The sequence below is a fragment of the Flavonifractor hominis genome (assembly GCF_040095835.1).
Lineage (GTDB): Bacteria > Bacillota > Clostridia > Oscillospirales > Oscillospiraceae > Flavonifractor > Flavonifractor hominis.
The window spans coordinates 260,659-273,282 of sequence record NZ_JBBMFT010000002.1 but is presented as its reverse complement, the minus strand read 5'-3'; the positions used below and the strand labels follow the sequence as shown (position 1 = coordinate 273,282).

Below are 12,624 nucleotides of genomic sequence, written 5' to 3'. Positions count from 1 at the left end.
ACGTCCATTGATAAAAAGGAGTTTTTATGAAAAAGCCGGTACCCCTGCCCCGCATCGGCATGCGGGTGATCAAGACTGCGGTGGCGGTCATGGTGTCCTACGCTCTGTTTGTCCCTTTCGGGCTGACCTACCGCAGTGAGCTGGGGGGTGTGCTGGGGCAGATGGGGCCGCTCTACGCCTGTATTGCCTGTATCATCTGCGTCCAGAGCACCCTGGGACAGACTTTTCAGCAGGGAATTTCCAGACTCATTGGTGTCATTGTGGGCGGTGCGCTGGGTACCGCTACTCTGTTGCTGGGACCTCTGCTGGACGATCCGTGGGTCAAGATGCCGGTTTTGGGCGCGGTGTGTGTGGCGGGGGTATGGCTATGCTTACTCATTCGGCGGCCCACCGCCTGCGGCATGGCCTGCATTCTGCCCTGTGTGATCCTCATCACCGGGGTCACCGGTGTGACGCGGTACTACTACGCCGCCGCCCGGATCATTGAGACCGTAGTGGGCGTGGCCGTAGCTTTGGGGGTGAATGCCGCCCTGCCCGACCACCGGCCGGAACCAAAGAGAGGAGAGATCGATATGCAGGTGGAAGTGACCAGCACCACCAGAAAGCTCTGTATCATCGGGGACCCGGTGGACCACTCCAAGTCCCCTGTGATCCAAAATACCATGCTCCGTGCGCTGGGGCTGGACTATGTATATCTCTGGCAGCGGGTACCCCGGGGCACCTGTGAGCAGTGGCTGGCCTGTGCCAAGTACGCCGGCTATGCCGGGTTCAACGCCACCATGCCCCACAAGGAGGACCTGGTGCCGCTGCTGGACGAGCTGGACGAGGACGCCCGGCTGATCGGCGCAGTGAACACTGTGTGCATCCGGGATGGGAAGACCTACGGCTACAACACCGACGGCGCCGGATTCCTGCGGGCCCTGGCCGACGCGGAGATCGATCCGGCCGGTAAGAGAGTGCTGGTGCTGGGGGCGGGAGGAGCAGCCAAGGCAGTCTGCCTCAAACTGGTGCAGGCCGGCGCGGATGTAGTGGTGTGCAACCGCACCTGGGAGAAAGCGCAGGCGCTGTGCGACCATGACCCGGCTCATCTCCATCCTGCCGGATTCGATGGGGAGACTCTGGCCGGGCAGGCCGCCCAGTGCCAGCTGCTGGTCAACTGCACCAGTCTGGGCATGGAGGGGACCGAGGGCCAGTTTGAGAGCTTCGACTTCCTGGACCGGCTGGAGCCGTCGGTGCCGGTGGTGGATCTCATCTACGCCCCGCCGGAGACCGAGCTGCTTCGCCAGGCCCGGGAGCGGGGGCACAAGACGGTCAACGGCTTCGGACTGCTGGTCAACCAGGCGGTGCTGGCGCTGGAGCATTTTACCCAGACCAAAGTGGACCCGGCAGCTATGAAGGACCTGCTGCGGGACGTTTTATGACCAGAGGGCGGCCGTCCGCCGGACGGCCGCCCAAAAAAATTCAAAAAACGCGCAAAAGCTATTGACAGAAGCGATGTTTTCGGTTATTATATGTGAGCGTCCGTTTGTGGGACGCAGTCTGCGATGATGCGGGAGATTGCGGCGAGAGCCGGTAACTTCCGCGGAGTATGTCCGAGCTAGAATCGGGCGGCTGAGGAATCTGTGCACGGCGTATATCGCTGTGCATGGGTAAAACCGGCCTGCTTGTGCCGGTTTTCTTCATGTCACGGAGTGATACGCACGGAAACGTGTACTGAAGATTTCTCACCGTACGAAGCGTGCTCAACCCACTTCGTATGTTTTTAAGGAGGAACCACAATGGCAGCTCAGAAAGAAATGATCCGCATTCGCCTGAAGGCTTACGATCACCAGCTGATTGACCAGTCCGCTGAGAAGATCGTTGAGACCGCCAAGCGCACCGGCGCTTCCGTGTCCGGCCCCATTCCCCTGCCCACCAAGAAGGAGGTCGTGACCATCCTGCGCGCCGTCCATAAGTACAAGGACTCCCGCGAGCAGTTCGAGCGCCGCACTCATAAGCGCCTGATCGACATCCTGAAGCCCTCTCCCAAGACGGTGGAGGCTCTGATGAGCCTGGAGCTCCCCGCGGGCGTCGAGATCGAGATCAAGCTCTAATCCATTCCTTTGTTTGTACCGCAGTCCGCCGCGTTTTGAGGCGGACGGGTCAAGTTGGCGGAGCAATGGGAGCCAATGCCCACCTACGTCAACCAATAACCTTATTTAAGGAGGAAAAAACATGGAAAAGGCCATCATCGGCAAGAAGGTCGGCATGACGCAGATCTTTGACGCCGAAGGTAAGGTCATCCCGGTCACCGTGATCGAAGCGGGCCCCTGCACCGTGGTGCAGAAGAAGACCGAGGAGAAGGACGGCTACAACGCCGTGCAGCTGGGCTACGAGGACGTGGCCGAGAAGAAGCTCACCAAGCCCGAGCTGGGCCACCTGAAGAAGGCTGGCGAGGCTCGCAAGAAGACTCTGAAGGAGTTCAAGCTGGCCAACTGCGACGCTCTGAATGTGGGCGACGAGGTGAAGGTCGATGTGTTCGCCGAGGGCGACCGCGTGGACGTGACCGGCATCAGCAAGGGCCACGGCTACCAGGGCGTCATCAAGCGCCACGGCGCCGCCCGCCTGAAGGAATCCCACGGTACTGGCCCTGTGCATCGTCACGCCGGCTCCATGGGCTCCAGCACCGATCCTTCCCGTATCTTCAAGGGTAAGATCGGCGCCGGCCAGATGGGTAACGAGCAGGTTACTGTTCTGAACCTGGACGTGGTCAAGGTGGACAGCGAGCTGGGCATCATTGCCGTACGCGGCGCCATCCCCGGCCCCAAGGGCGGTGTGGTGTTCCTGCGCAACTCCGTGATCAACGTCAAGGAGAAGGGCGCTGCCGCCGGCATCTCCAGCAACCCGCAGAAGGCTTCCGCCCGCGTCAATCCCCAGAAGGCTTCCGCCCGTAACAAGTAAGAAAGGAGAGAACTCAAATGCCTAAGGCAATCGTTGTGAACATGGCCGGCAACCAGGTCGGCGAAGTGGAGCTCTCCGAAGCTGTGTTCGGGATCGAGCCCAACCAGACCGTCGTCCACGAGGTGGTCAAGAACCATCTGGCCAACTGCCGGCAGGGCACTCAGAGTGCTCTGACCCGCGCTGAGGTCTCCGGCGGCGGCATCAAGCCCTGGCGTCAGAAGGGCACCGGCCGCGCCCGTCAGGGCAGCACCCGTGCTCCCCAGTGGACCCACGGCGGTATCGTTTTTGCTCCCAAGCCCCGCGACTACAGCTACGTGCTGAACAAGAAGGTCAAGCGTCTGGCTCTGAAGTCCGTCCTCTCTGCTAAGGCCGCTTCCGGCGACATCGTCGTTGTGGACAGCCTGAACCTGGACGAGATCAAGACCAAGACCATGAAGGGCTTCCTGGATACTGTGGGCGCCAAGAAGGCTGTCGTCGTCACCCCCGAGGTGAACGAGACTGTCATCAAGTCCGCCCGCAACATCCCCGGCGTGGTGACCACCACCGCCAAGATCCTGAGCGTTTACGACATCGTGAACGCCGGCAAGTTTATCGTTGACAAGGCGGCCCTGGCCGTCATCGAGGAGGTGTTTGCGTAATGGCTACCACCGCTTATGACATCATCAAGCGCCCCGTCATCACCGAGCAGTCCATGGCGGAGACCGAGTTCAAGAAGTACACCTTTGAGGTGGCCAAGAGCGCGAACAAGATCGAGATCGCCAAGGCGATCGAGGAGATCTTCGGCGTGAAGGTCGCCAAGGTCAACACCCTGAACATGCAGGGTAAGGCCAAGCGCACCGGCCGCTGGCCCGCCGGCCGCCGGGCCAACTGGAAGAAGGCGATGGTCACCCTGACTGAGGATTCCAAGACCATCGAGTTCTTCGAAGGCATGGTGTAAGGAGGATAACGAACAATGGCTATCAAGACTTATAAGCCCACGACGCCCTCCCGCCGCCACATGACCGTGAGCGCCTTCGAGGGCATCGACAAGAAGGCCAAGCCCGAGCGCAGCCTGACTGAGAACCTGAAGAAGAATGCTGGCCGCAACAGCTACGGCCGCATCACCGTCCGCCACCGCGGCGGCGGCAACAAGAAGAAGTACCGCATCATTGACTTTAAGCGGAACAAAGAGGGTACCGCTACGGTCATCAACCTGCAGTACGATCCCAACCGCTCCGCCAACATCGCCCTGATCCAGTACGAGGACGGCGAGAAGCGTTATATCCTGGCTCCCGTGAACCTGAAGGCCGGCCACAAGATCATGACCGGTTCCGACGCCGACATCCTGCCCGGCAACTGCCTGCCCATCGCCAACATCCCCGTGGGCGAGCTGATCCACTGCATCGAGCTCTACCCCGGCAAGGGCGCCCAGCTGGTGCGCGCCGCTGGTGAGGCTGCTCAGCTGATGGCCAAGGAGAACGGCATGGCTCAGGTCCGTCTGCCCTCCGGCGAGGTCCGCTACGTCCGCGAGGAGTGCAAGGCCACCATCGGTCAGGTGGGCAACACCGACTGGTCCAACATCCAGATCGGTAAGGCCGGCCGTAAGCGTCACATGGGTTGGCGGCCCACCGTCCGCGGTTCCGTCATGAACCCCAATGACCACCCCCACGGCGGCGGCGAGGGCAAGAGCCCGGTCGGCCGTCCCGGCCCTGTCACCCCCTGGGGCAAGCCTGCTATGGGTTACAAGACCCGCAAGCTGAAGAACCGCACCGAGAAGTTCATCGTCAAGCACCGCAACGCGAAGTAAGGGAGGCAGTAAAAGATGAGCAGAAGTATCAAGAAAGGCCCCTTTTGCGCCCCCGAGCTGCTGAAGCGGGTCGACGAAATGAATCAGACCGGCGAGAAGAAGGTCCTGAAGACCTGGAGCCGCGCCTCCACCATCTTCCCCTCCTTCGTCGGACACACCTTTGCCGTGCACGACGGCCGCAAGCATGTGCCCGTGTACGTGACCGAGGATATGGTGGGCCACAAGCTGGGCGAGTTCGCCCCCACCCGCACCTTCCGCGGCCACGCCGGCAGCAAGACTGGTAAGTAAGGAGGAGGAGAGAACATGGAAGCGAAAGCACATCTGAGATATGCCCGTATCTCTCCCCGTAAGGTGCAGATCGTCTGCGACCTGATCCGCGGCAAGAGCGTGGCCCAGGCCAACGCCATCCTCATGGGCACCCCCAAGGCTGCCTCTGAGCTGCTGCTGAAGCTCCTCAAGAGCGCCGCGTCCAACGCGGAGAACAACCACCAGATGGACCCCGAGAAGCTGTATGTTTCCCAGGTGTTCGCCTGCCCCGGCCCCATCATCAAGCGGATGATGCCCCGGGCCCAGGGCCGCGCCTACCGGATCAACAAGCGCACTTCTCACATCACCATCGCTGTGGCTGAGCGCTAAGGGAGGAGGAAGAATATGGGACAGAAAGTCAATCCCCACGGCCTGCGCGTGGGTGTCATCAAAGATTGGGACTCCCGCTGGTACGCCCGCAATGAGAAGGTCGGCGACCTGCTGGTGGAGGACAAGAAGATCCGGGACTACCTGAAGAAGACCCTGTATTCTGCCGGGATCCCCAAGATCGAGATCGAGCGTGACAACGCCAAGGTGCGCATCTATCTGCACTGCGCCCGTCCCGGCGTCGTCATCGGCAAGGGCGGCGAGGCCATCGAGGCCCTGCGCCTGAAGCTGGAGAAGATGATCGGCAAGAGCGTGGCCCTCAACATCGTTGAGGTCAAGCAGGTCGATACCAACGCTCAGCTGGTGGCCGAGAACATCGCTCAGCAGCTGGAGAAGCGCATCGGCTTCCGCCGCGCTATGAAGAACGCCATGGGCCGCGCTATGCGCATGGGCGCCCGCGGCATCAAGACTCAGGTGTCCGGCCGTCTGGGCGGCGCTGAGATCGCCCGCACCGAGCACTATCACGATGGCACCATTCCCCTGCAGACTCTGCGCGCCGACATCGACTACGGCTTCGCTGAGGCTGCCACCACCTACGGCCGCATCGGCGTGAAGGTGTGGATCTACAAGGGTGAGGTGCTGACCCAGACCCTGCGTACCACCCCCCGCACTCTGGACACCAAGAACTTCAAGGAGCGCTCCGACCGTCCCCGCCGCGATCGCCGCGACGGCGACCGCAAGGGCGGCTTCAACCGCAACGGCGGCGGCTTTAACCGCCAGGGCGGCCGTCCTCAGGGTGGCTTCAACAACAACCGTCCCCAGGGCGGTGCCCGTCCTCAGGGCGGTGCCCGTCCCGCTGCTCCCAAGGAAGGAGGCTCCAACTAATGCTGCTGCCTAAGAGAGTGAAATATCGCCGCGTGCATCGCGGCCGCCTGAAGGGCAAGGCCCTGAAGGGCAACACCGTGACCTACGGTGAGTTTGGTCTGCAGGCTACCGAGCCCTGCTGGATCACCAGCAATCAGATCGAGGCCGCCCGTATCGCCATGACCCGTTACACCAAGCGTGGCGGTAAGGTGTGGATCAAGATCTTCCCCGATAAGCCCATCACCGAGAAGCCCGCTGAGACCCGCATGGGTTCCGGTAAGGGCTCCCCTGAGTACTGGGTGGCCGTGGTTAAGCCCGGCCGTGTGATGTTCGAGATTGCCGGCGTCTCTGAGGAGATCGCCCGCGAGGCCCTGCGTCTGGCTTCCCACAAGCTGCCCGTCAAGTGCAAGATCGTGGCGAAGCAGACCGCCGAGACCGAGAATGGTGGTGAATGAAGATGAAGGCTACTGAAATCCGCAAGATGAGCGCGGCTGAGCTGGAGAGCAAGCTGGGCGACCTGAAGAAGGATCTCTTCCAGCTCCGTCTTCAGCACGCCACCAATCAGCTGGAGAACCCCGTGAAGATCGCTGAGGTCAAGCGCGACATTGCCCGCGTGAAGACCATCATCCGTGAGCAGCAGCTCGCAGGCCGATAAGAAGGAGGAACTAGATCATGGAGAACAGAACTTCTTCCCGCAAGACCAGAGTCGGCCTGGTGGTTTCCGATAAGATGGATAAGACCGTGGTGGTGGCCATTGCCGACCGTGTGGCCCACCCCCTGTACAAGAAGATCGTCAAGAGCACCTACAAGCTGAAGGCGCACGACGAGAAGAACGAGTGTGGTATCGGCGACCGCGTCCGGGTCATGGAGACCCGCCCCCTGTCCAAGGACAAGCGCTGGCGCGTCGTCGAGATCATCGAAAAGGCGAAGTAAGGAGGTGCCGGAATGATTCAGCAGGAGAGCTATCTGAAGGTTGCCGACAACACCGGCGCCAAGGAGATCAAGACCATCCGCGTGCTGGGCGGTTCCAGCCGCAAGTTTGGTAACATTGGCGATGTCATCGTTGCTTCCGTCCGCAAGGCTCAGCCCGGCGGCACCGTGAAGAAGGGCGAGGTCGTGAAGGCCGTCATCGTCCGCACCGCCAAGGGTGTGCGCCGCAGCGACGGCAGCTACGTCCGCTTTGACGAGAACGCCGCCGTCCTGATCAAGGACGACAAGAATCCCCGCGGTACCCGTATCTTTGGGCCCGTGGCCCGCGAGCTGCGTGACAAGGATTATATGAAGATCCTGTCCCTGGCTCCCGAAGTGCTGTAAGGGGGTAGGAGAAGACATGAATAAGATGAGCATTCGTAAGGACGACACCGTCATCGTTCTGTCCGGCAAGGACAAGGGCAAGCAGGGCAAGGTCCTGAGCGTCCTGCCCAAGGAGGGCAAGGTCGTGGTGGAGAAGGTTAATATCGTCTCCCGCCACCAGAAGCCCCGCCGCCAGGGCGAGCAGGGCGGCATCATCAAGAAGGAAGCCCCCATCTACGCCTGCAAGGTGCAGCGCGTCTGCCCCAAGTGCAACAAGCCCACCCGGCCTGCTCACAAGCTGCTGGCCGACGGCAAGAAGGTCCGCGTCTGCAAGAAGTGCGGCGCCGAGATCTGAGAGAGGAGGAGTATAGACAATGGCTGATAAGAAAGTGCCCAACCTGAAGGCAAAGTACCAGGCCGAGGTCGCTCCTGCTCTGATGCAGAAGTTCGGCTACAAGAGCGTCATGGAGATCCCCAAGATTGACAAGATCGTGGTCAACTGCGGCTGCGGCGAGGCCCGGGACAACTCCAAGGTGCTGGAGGCCGTTGTGGGCGATCTGACCAAGATCACCGGCCAGAAGGCCATCATCACCAAAGCCAAGAAGTCCGTGGCTAACTTTAAGCTGCGTGAGGGCATGCCCATCGGCGCCAAGGTCACCCTGCGTGCCGATCGTATGTGGGAGTTCCTGGACCGCCTGTTCAATGTGGCCCTGCCCCGCGTGCGTGACTTCCGGGGCATCAACGGCAACTCTTTCGATGGCCGCGGCAACTACGCCCTGGGCATCAAGGAGCAGCTGATCTTCCCCGAGATCGAGTACGACAAGATCGACAAGATCCGCGGCCTGGACGTGGTCATCTGCACCACCGCCAAGACCGACGAAGAGGCCAAGGAACTGCTGACTCTGATCGGCGCTCCCTTTGCCCGGTAAAGGAGGAGAACGTAATGGCTAAGAAGTCTATGATCCTGAAGCAGCAGGCGGAGCCCAAGTTCTCCACCCGCCGCTATAACCGCTGCAAGATCTGCGGCCGTCCCCATGCCTACCTGCGGGACTACGGCATCTGCCGTATCTGCTTCCGCGAGCTGGCTTACAAGGGTCAGATTCCCGGTGTCAAGAAGGCGAGCTGGTAAACCCAGCCCGCCTCTTGGCCGGTAATTTGATAAATTTCCCAGCCGGCGTGCAATAGGTCGCAGTTGCCTAGCTGCGATACCTTGCCGCTGATACGGGCCTTGCCCGTAACTCTGATAGGAGGTAAACATCATGCATATCACCGATCCCATTGCGGATATGCTCACCCGCATCCGCAACGCGAACAACGCCAAGCATGACACCGTGGACGTCCCCGCGTCCAACATGAAGAAATCCATCGCGCAGATCCTGCTGGATGAAGGCTATATCAAGAACTTCCAGCTGATCGACGACGGTACTCAGGGCGTGATCCGTGTCACTCTGAAGTACAACGCCGGCAAGGAGAAGGTTATTACCGGTCTGCGCCGCGTGTCCAAGCCCGGCCTGCGTGTCTATGCCGGTGCTGACGAGCTGCCCCGGGTCCTGCATGGCCTGGGCATTGCCATCGTGTCCACGTCCAAGGGCGTCATGACTGACAAGGCCGCCCGCGCGGCCCATGTCGGCGGCGAGGTCCTGGCGTTTGTCTGGTAAGGAGGGAGAGTAGAAAATGTCTCGTATCGGAAGAATGCCGATCTCCATCCCCGCCGGTGTGGACGTGAAGATCGAAGCCGGTAACCTGGTTACCGTGAAGGGGCCCAAGGGCACCCTGACTCAGCAGCTGCATCCCGCCATGACCATCACCCAGGAGGGCGATGTGATCCATGTGACCCGTCCCAATGACGCTAAGGAGAACCGCAGCCTGCACGGCCTGACCCGCACCCTGCTCCACAACATGATCGTGGGTGTGACCGAGGGCTACAAGAAGGAGCTGGACGTGAACGGCGTCGGCTACCGTGTGGCCAAGGAGGGCAACAAGCTGGTTATGAACCTGGGCTTCTCTCATCAGGTCACTGTGGAGGAGATCGAGGGCATCAGCATCGAGGTCCCCAGCGCCAACAAGATCGTCATCAGCGGCGTCGACAAGCAGAAGGTCGGCCAGTTTGCTGCCGAAGTGCGCGAGAAGCGTCCCCCCGAGCCTTATAAGGGCAAGGGCATCAAATACACTGACGAGGTCATCCGCCGCAAGGAAGGCAAGACCGGCGTCAAGAAGAAATAAGGAGGTGTGCCACAATGATCAACAGACCCGATACCAACGCTCAGCGGCTTAAGCGCCACAAGAGAGTGCGCGGCAAGATTTCCGGCACGCCCGAGCGTCCCCGCCTGAACGTGTTCCGCAGCAACACCAACATCTATGCCCAGGTCATCGACGACGTGACCGGCAAGACTCTGGTGTCTGCTTCCTCCCTGGAGAAGGGCTTTGAGGGCAAGGGCTCCGACTGCGAGGCTGCCAAGAAGGTAGGCCTGGCTGTCGCCGAGCGCGCCAAGGCCGCCGGCATCGATACCGTCGTGTTTGACCGCGGCGGCTACGTGTACCACGGCCGCGTGCAGGCCCTGGCCGAGGGCGCCCGTGAGGGCGGCCTGCAGTTCTAAGGGAGGAGGAAAACGATAAATGGCTAGATTTGAGAGAGAACCCAGCGAGTTTACCGAGAAGCTCGTCGCTCTGAACCGCGTGTCCAAGACCGTGAAGGGCGGCCGTATCTTCAAGTTTGCCGCGCTGATGGTCGTGGGCGACGAGAAGGGCCGCGTGGGCTTCGGTCTGGGCAAGGCCGCTGAGGTGCCCGAGGCAATCCGCAAGGGCATTGAGGATGCCAAGAAGAACATGTGCAATGTGACCCTGTCCGGCACCACCATTCCCCATGAGGTCATCGGCGAGTTCGGCGCCGGCCGCGTGCTCCTGAAGCCCGCTGCCCCCGGTACCGGTATCATCGCCGGCGGCCCTGTCCGCGCCGTCATGGAGGCCGCCGGCATCCGTGATATCCGCGCCAAGTGCCTGCGCTCCAACAATCCGCAGAACGTGGTCTCCGCCACTTTTGAGGGCCTGAAGGCTCTCCGTGGTCCTGAGGAGGTCGCCCGCATCCGCGGTAAGAGCGTCAGCGAGATCGTAGGTTAAGGAGGGCCGTGAACATGGCTAATCTGAACATCAAGCTGGTCAAGAGCCTGAACGGCCGTATCGCCAAGCATAAGGCTACCGCCGAGGCTCTGGGGCTGCGCAAGATCGGCGACACCACCGTACAGCCCGACAATGAGGCGACCCGCGGCAAGATTGCCCACATCGGTTATCTGCTGCAGGTTACCGAGGAACAGTAAGGAGGTGCGCGAAATGAATCTGCATGATCTTTCCCCCGCTGCCGGTTCCAACCCCAAGGCCTATCGTAAGGGCCGCGGCCATGGTTCTGGTAACGGTAAGACCGCCGGCCGCGGCCAGAAGGGCCAGTGGGCCCGTTCCGGCGGCGGTGTGCGCGTGGGTTTTGAAGGCGGCCAGATGCCTCTGACCCGCCGTATCCCCAAGCGCGGCTTCCACAATATTTTTGCCAAGCCCCTGGAGGCAATCAATGTCTCCGCGTTGAACAAGTTCGAGGATGGCGCCACGGTCAACGTGTGCGACCTGCTGGAGAAGGGCATCCTCTCCAAGTGTGAGTACGGCTACAAGGTGCTTGGCAACGGCACCCTGACCAAGAAACTGACGGTCCGTGCCTCCGCTTTCTCCGCCTCCGCCAAGGAGAAGATCGTTGCGGCAGGTGGAAAGTACGAGGTGGTCTAAGTGATCGAGACCATCCGTAACGCGTGGAAGATTCCTGATCTGCGTAAGAAGATCCTCTTTACGGTCTTCGCGCTTCTGGTCTTCCGGCTGGGCTCTGTGGTCCCCGTGCCGTTTATTGACAGCGATCTGCTGAGCAGTACGATGAACAGCATGGGCGGCATTTTCTCCCTGCTGGGCGCCATGAACGGCACCGCCTTCTCCATGGCCGCCGTTTTTGCCCTGGGCGTACAGCCGTATATCAACAGCTCCATCATCATCCAGCTGCTCACCGTCGCTATCCCCGCTCTGGAGCGTCTCCAGAAGGAGGGCGGCGAGGAGGGCCGGAAGAAGATTGCGGCCATCACCCGTTACGTTACTGTAGCCATTGCTCTGCTGCAGGGCTTCGGCTACTACACGCTCATCCGGACCACCAACGACGGTGCGCTTATTGACACCGCCGGTCTGCCTGGCTGGTGGGCGGCCATCGTGATCATCCTCTGCTTCACCGCTGGTTCCGCATTTATTATGTGGCTGGGTGAGCAGATCACCGAGTTCGGTATCGGCAACGGTATTTCCATCATCCTGTTTGCCGGCATTCTGTCCCGTGTGCCCGGCATGGTTATGACCATGTATACCGGCGTGCGGAACAATCTGGACGGCGTTACCGGCGAGAATGTGTTCAGCCTGCCCTGGTGGGGCGCCATTCTCATTGTCATCGGTATGCTGGCCATTGTGGTGCTCATTGTGTTCATTCAGAACTCCGAGCGCCGCATTCCGGTACAGTACGCCAAGCGCGTGGTGGGCCGGAAAATGTACGGCGGTCAGTCCAGCCACATCCCCCTGAAGGTGAATATGAGCGGCGTTATGCCCATCATCTTTGCCCAGGCCATTGCCTCCCTGCCTGCGACCATCGGCATGTTCGTGCCGTCTGCCCAGGTGGAGGGCTCCGGCTGGTACACCTTCCTGCAGATCTTCAACACCACCAGCATCTACTATATCGTGGTGTACTTCCTGCTCATCGTGGGATTCAGCTATTTCTACTCCACGATGCAGTTCAACCCTGTGGAAGTGGCCAACAACCTGAAGAAGAACGGCGGCTTCATCCCTGGCTTCCGTCCCGGCAAGCCCACCGCCGACTTTATCCACAAGGTGCTCAATAAGATCACCATGTTTGGTGCTCTGTACCTGGCCATCATCGCCATCGCTCCCATCATCACCGGTGCGGTGATCGGCCAGAGCAGTCTGGCCATCGGCGGCACCTCCATCATCATTGTGGTGGGCGTGGCCCTGGAGACCACCAAGGCACTGGAGGCTCAGATGCTCATGCGGCATTACAAGGGCTTCCTGGAGTAAGAAGGTAT

At 60.8% G+C, this 12,624-nt stretch carries 23 protein-coding genes; all 23 read left to right on the top strand.

What is annotated here, in order from left to right:
* The first annotated feature begins 26 nt into the window (after positions 1–26).
* The 23 genes from aroE to secY all read left to right on the top strand — a co-directional run bounded on the left by aroE (position 27) and on the right by secY (position 12,616).
* Positions 27–1,421: a shikimate dehydrogenase gene (aroE, locus tag WMO45_RS05600; protein ID WP_349139576.1), complete on the top strand. Its 1,395-nt coding sequence runs from the start codon at positions 27–29 to the stop codon at positions 1,419–1,421.
* Between the two features lie 357 nt (positions 1,422–1,778).
* Positions 1,779–2,093 (top strand): 30S ribosomal protein S10, encoded by a 315-nt coding sequence (gene rpsJ / locus WMO45_RS05595; RefSeq protein ID WP_006573401.1) that lies wholly within the window; start codon positions 1,779–1,781, stop codon positions 2,091–2,093.
* A 121-nt stretch (positions 2,094–2,214) separates the two neighbouring features.
* Positions 2,215–2,940 carry a 50S ribosomal protein L3 gene (gene rplC / locus WMO45_RS05590; RefSeq protein WP_349139575.1) on the top strand — a complete coding sequence of 242 codons (726 nt, stop codon included), beginning with the start codon at positions 2,215–2,217 and terminating at the stop codon, positions 2,938–2,940.
* 17 nt (positions 2,941–2,957) lie between these two features.
* Positions 2,958–3,578 (top strand): 50S ribosomal protein L4, encoded by a 621-nt coding sequence (rplD, locus tag WMO45_RS05585; RefSeq protein ID WP_349139574.1) that lies wholly within the window; start codon positions 2,958–2,960, stop codon positions 3,576–3,578.
* Positions 3,578–3,877, top strand: coding sequence for a 50S ribosomal protein L23 (gene rplW, locus WMO45_RS05580; protein ID WP_349139573.1), 300 nt, complete (start codon positions 3,578–3,580; stop codon positions 3,875–3,877). The genes rplD and rplW overlap by 1 nt, the downstream gene beginning before the upstream one ends.
* Positions 3,878–3,892: 15 nt before the next feature.
* Positions 3,893–4,726 carry a 50S ribosomal protein L2 gene (gene rplB, locus WMO45_RS05575; protein ID WP_349139572.1) on the top strand — a complete coding sequence of 278 codons (834 nt, stop codon included), beginning with the start codon at positions 3,893–3,895 and terminating at the stop codon, positions 4,724–4,726.
* Between the two features lie 15 nt (positions 4,727–4,741).
* On the top strand, positions 4,742–5,014 hold the full coding sequence (gene rpsS, locus WMO45_RS05570) for a 30S ribosomal protein S19 (protein ID WP_007494656.1): 273 nt from the start codon (positions 4,742–4,744) through the stop codon (positions 5,012–5,014).
* A gap of 15 nt (positions 5,015–5,029) precedes the next feature.
* Positions 5,030–5,362 (top strand): 50S ribosomal protein L22, encoded by a 333-nt coding sequence (gene rplV, locus WMO45_RS05565; protein WP_007494654.1) that lies wholly within the window; start codon positions 5,030–5,032, stop codon positions 5,360–5,362.
* A 15-nt stretch (positions 5,363–5,377) separates the two neighbouring features.
* On the top strand, positions 5,378–6,244 hold the full coding sequence (gene rpsC, locus WMO45_RS05560; RefSeq protein WP_349139571.1) for a 30S ribosomal protein S3: 867 nt from the start codon (positions 5,378–5,380) through the stop codon (positions 6,242–6,244).
* Positions 6,244–6,678 (top strand): 50S ribosomal protein L16, encoded by a 435-nt coding sequence (gene rplP, locus WMO45_RS05555; RefSeq protein ID WP_349139570.1) that lies wholly within the window; start codon positions 6,244–6,246, stop codon positions 6,676–6,678. Before rpsC ends, rplP begins: the two co-directional genes overlap by 1 nt.
* Positions 6,675–6,878 (top strand): 50S ribosomal protein L29, encoded by a 204-nt coding sequence (rpmC, locus tag WMO45_RS05550; RefSeq protein WP_494337556.1) that lies wholly within the window; start codon positions 6,675–6,677, stop codon positions 6,876–6,878. Before rplP ends, rpmC begins: the two co-directional genes overlap by 4 nt.
* 17 nt (positions 6,879–6,895) lie before the next feature.
* Positions 6,896–7,156 (top strand): 30S ribosomal protein S17, encoded by a 261-nt coding sequence (gene rpsQ, locus WMO45_RS05545; RefSeq protein ID WP_007494646.1) that lies wholly within the window; start codon positions 6,896–6,898, stop codon positions 7,154–7,156.
* A gap of 12 nt (positions 7,157–7,168) precedes the next feature.
* Positions 7,169–7,537 carry a 50S ribosomal protein L14 gene (rplN, locus tag WMO45_RS05540; protein ID WP_349139568.1) on the top strand — a complete coding sequence of 123 codons (369 nt, stop codon included), beginning with the start codon at positions 7,169–7,171 and terminating at the stop codon, positions 7,535–7,537.
* A 16-nt stretch (positions 7,538–7,553) separates the two neighbouring features.
* Positions 7,554–7,871, top strand: coding sequence for a 50S ribosomal protein L24 (gene rplX / locus WMO45_RS05535; protein ID WP_349139567.1), 318 nt, complete (start codon positions 7,554–7,556; stop codon positions 7,869–7,871).
* A gap of 19 nt (positions 7,872–7,890) precedes the next feature.
* Positions 7,891–8,445, top strand: coding sequence for a 50S ribosomal protein L5 (rplE, locus tag WMO45_RS05530; RefSeq protein WP_349139566.1), 555 nt, complete (start codon positions 7,891–7,893; stop codon positions 8,443–8,445).
* Positions 8,446–8,459: 14 nt separating this feature from the next.
* Positions 8,460–8,645: a type Z 30S ribosomal protein S14 gene (locus WMO45_RS05525; protein WP_006573415.1), complete on the top strand. Its 186-nt coding sequence runs from the start codon at positions 8,460–8,462 to the stop codon at positions 8,643–8,645.
* A gap of 130 nt (positions 8,646–8,775) precedes the next feature.
* On the top strand, positions 8,776–9,174 hold the full coding sequence (rpsH, locus tag WMO45_RS05520; RefSeq protein WP_349139565.1) for a 30S ribosomal protein S8: 399 nt from the start codon (positions 8,776–8,778) through the stop codon (positions 9,172–9,174).
* Positions 9,175–9,190: 16 nt separating this feature from the next.
* A complete protein-coding gene (gene rplF / locus WMO45_RS05515; protein WP_349139564.1) occupies positions 9,191–9,739 on the top strand; it encodes a 50S ribosomal protein L6 in 549 nt (182 codons plus the stop codon).
* A 14-nt stretch (positions 9,740–9,753) separates the two neighbouring features.
* Entirely contained in the window at positions 9,754–10,113 is a 360-nt protein-coding gene (gene rplR, locus WMO45_RS05510; RefSeq protein WP_349139563.1) for a 50S ribosomal protein L18, read from the top strand.
* A 19-nt stretch (positions 10,114–10,132) separates the two neighbouring features.
* The gene (rpsE, locus tag WMO45_RS05505) at positions 10,133–10,633 is read left to right on the top strand and encodes a 30S ribosomal protein S5 (protein WP_087328901.1); all 501 of its coding nucleotides are present in this window, start codon (positions 10,133–10,135) and stop codon (positions 10,631–10,633) included.
* A 14-nt stretch (positions 10,634–10,647) separates the two neighbouring features.
* Entirely contained in the window at positions 10,648–10,830 is a 183-nt protein-coding gene (rpmD, locus tag WMO45_RS05500; RefSeq protein ID WP_087240991.1) for a 50S ribosomal protein L30, read from the top strand.
* Between the two features lie 13 nt (positions 10,831–10,843).
* On the top strand, positions 10,844–11,284 hold the full coding sequence (rplO, locus tag WMO45_RS05495) for a 50S ribosomal protein L15 (RefSeq protein ID WP_349139562.1): 441 nt from the start codon (positions 10,844–10,846) through the stop codon (positions 11,282–11,284).
* Positions 11,285–12,616, top strand: coding sequence for a preprotein translocase subunit SecY (gene secY, locus WMO45_RS05490; RefSeq protein WP_349139561.1), 1,332 nt, complete (start codon positions 11,285–11,287; stop codon positions 12,614–12,616).
* Positions 12,617–12,624: the final 8 nt, after the last annotated feature.

Excerpts from the sequence above, each read along its gene's own strand:
- aroE (WP_349139576.1), top strand. The coding sequence starts at position 27 with ATGAAAAAGCCGGTACCCCTGCCCCGCATCGGCATGCGGGTGATCAAG.
- rpsJ (WP_006573401.1), top strand. The coding sequence starts at position 1,779 with ATGGCAGCTCAGAAAGAAATGATCCGCATTCGCCTGAAGGCTTACGAT.
- rplC (WP_349139575.1), top strand. The coding sequence starts at position 2,215 with ATGGAAAAGGCCATCATCGGCAAGAAGGTCGGCATGACGCAGATCTTT.
- rplD (WP_349139574.1), top strand. The coding sequence starts at position 2,958 with ATGCCTAAGGCAATCGTTGTGAACATGGCCGGCAACCAGGTCGGCGAA.
- rplW (WP_349139573.1), top strand. The coding sequence starts at position 3,578 with ATGGCTACCACCGCTTATGACATCATCAAGCGCCCCGTCATCACCGAG.
- rplB (WP_349139572.1), top strand. The coding sequence starts at position 3,893 with ATGGCTATCAAGACTTATAAGCCCACGACGCCCTCCCGCCGCCACATG.
- rpsS (WP_007494656.1), top strand. The coding sequence starts at position 4,742 with ATGAGCAGAAGTATCAAGAAAGGCCCCTTTTGCGCCCCCGAGCTGCTG.
- rplV (WP_007494654.1), top strand. The coding sequence starts at position 5,030 with ATGGAAGCGAAAGCACATCTGAGATATGCCCGTATCTCTCCCCGTAAG.
- rpsC (WP_349139571.1), top strand. The coding sequence starts at position 5,378 with ATGGGACAGAAAGTCAATCCCCACGGCCTGCGCGTGGGTGTCATCAAA.
- rplP (WP_349139570.1), top strand. The coding sequence starts at position 6,244 with ATGCTGCTGCCTAAGAGAGTGAAATATCGCCGCGTGCATCGCGGCCGC.
- rpmC (WP_494337556.1), top strand. The coding sequence starts at position 6,675 with ATGAAGATGAAGGCTACTGAAATCCGCAAGATGAGCGCGGCTGAGCTG.
- rpsQ (WP_007494646.1), top strand. The coding sequence starts at position 6,896 with ATGGAGAACAGAACTTCTTCCCGCAAGACCAGAGTCGGCCTGGTGGTT.
- rplN (WP_349139568.1), top strand. The coding sequence starts at position 7,169 with ATGATTCAGCAGGAGAGCTATCTGAAGGTTGCCGACAACACCGGCGCC.
- rplX (WP_349139567.1), top strand. The coding sequence starts at position 7,554 with ATGAATAAGATGAGCATTCGTAAGGACGACACCGTCATCGTTCTGTCC.
- rplE (WP_349139566.1), top strand. The coding sequence starts at position 7,891 with ATGGCTGATAAGAAAGTGCCCAACCTGAAGGCAAAGTACCAGGCCGAG.
- WMO45_RS05525 (WP_006573415.1), top strand. The coding sequence starts at position 8,460 with ATGGCTAAGAAGTCTATGATCCTGAAGCAGCAGGCGGAGCCCAAGTTC.
- rpsH (WP_349139565.1), top strand. The coding sequence starts at position 8,776 with ATGCATATCACCGATCCCATTGCGGATATGCTCACCCGCATCCGCAAC.
- rplF (WP_349139564.1), top strand. The coding sequence starts at position 9,191 with ATGTCTCGTATCGGAAGAATGCCGATCTCCATCCCCGCCGGTGTGGAC.
- rplR (WP_349139563.1), top strand. The coding sequence starts at position 9,754 with ATGATCAACAGACCCGATACCAACGCTCAGCGGCTTAAGCGCCACAAG.
- rpsE (WP_087328901.1), top strand. The coding sequence starts at position 10,133 with ATGGCTAGATTTGAGAGAGAACCCAGCGAGTTTACCGAGAAGCTCGTC.
- rpmD (WP_087240991.1), top strand. The coding sequence starts at position 10,648 with ATGGCTAATCTGAACATCAAGCTGGTCAAGAGCCTGAACGGCCGTATC.
- rplO (WP_349139562.1), top strand. The coding sequence starts at position 10,844 with ATGAATCTGCATGATCTTTCCCCCGCTGCCGGTTCCAACCCCAAGGCC.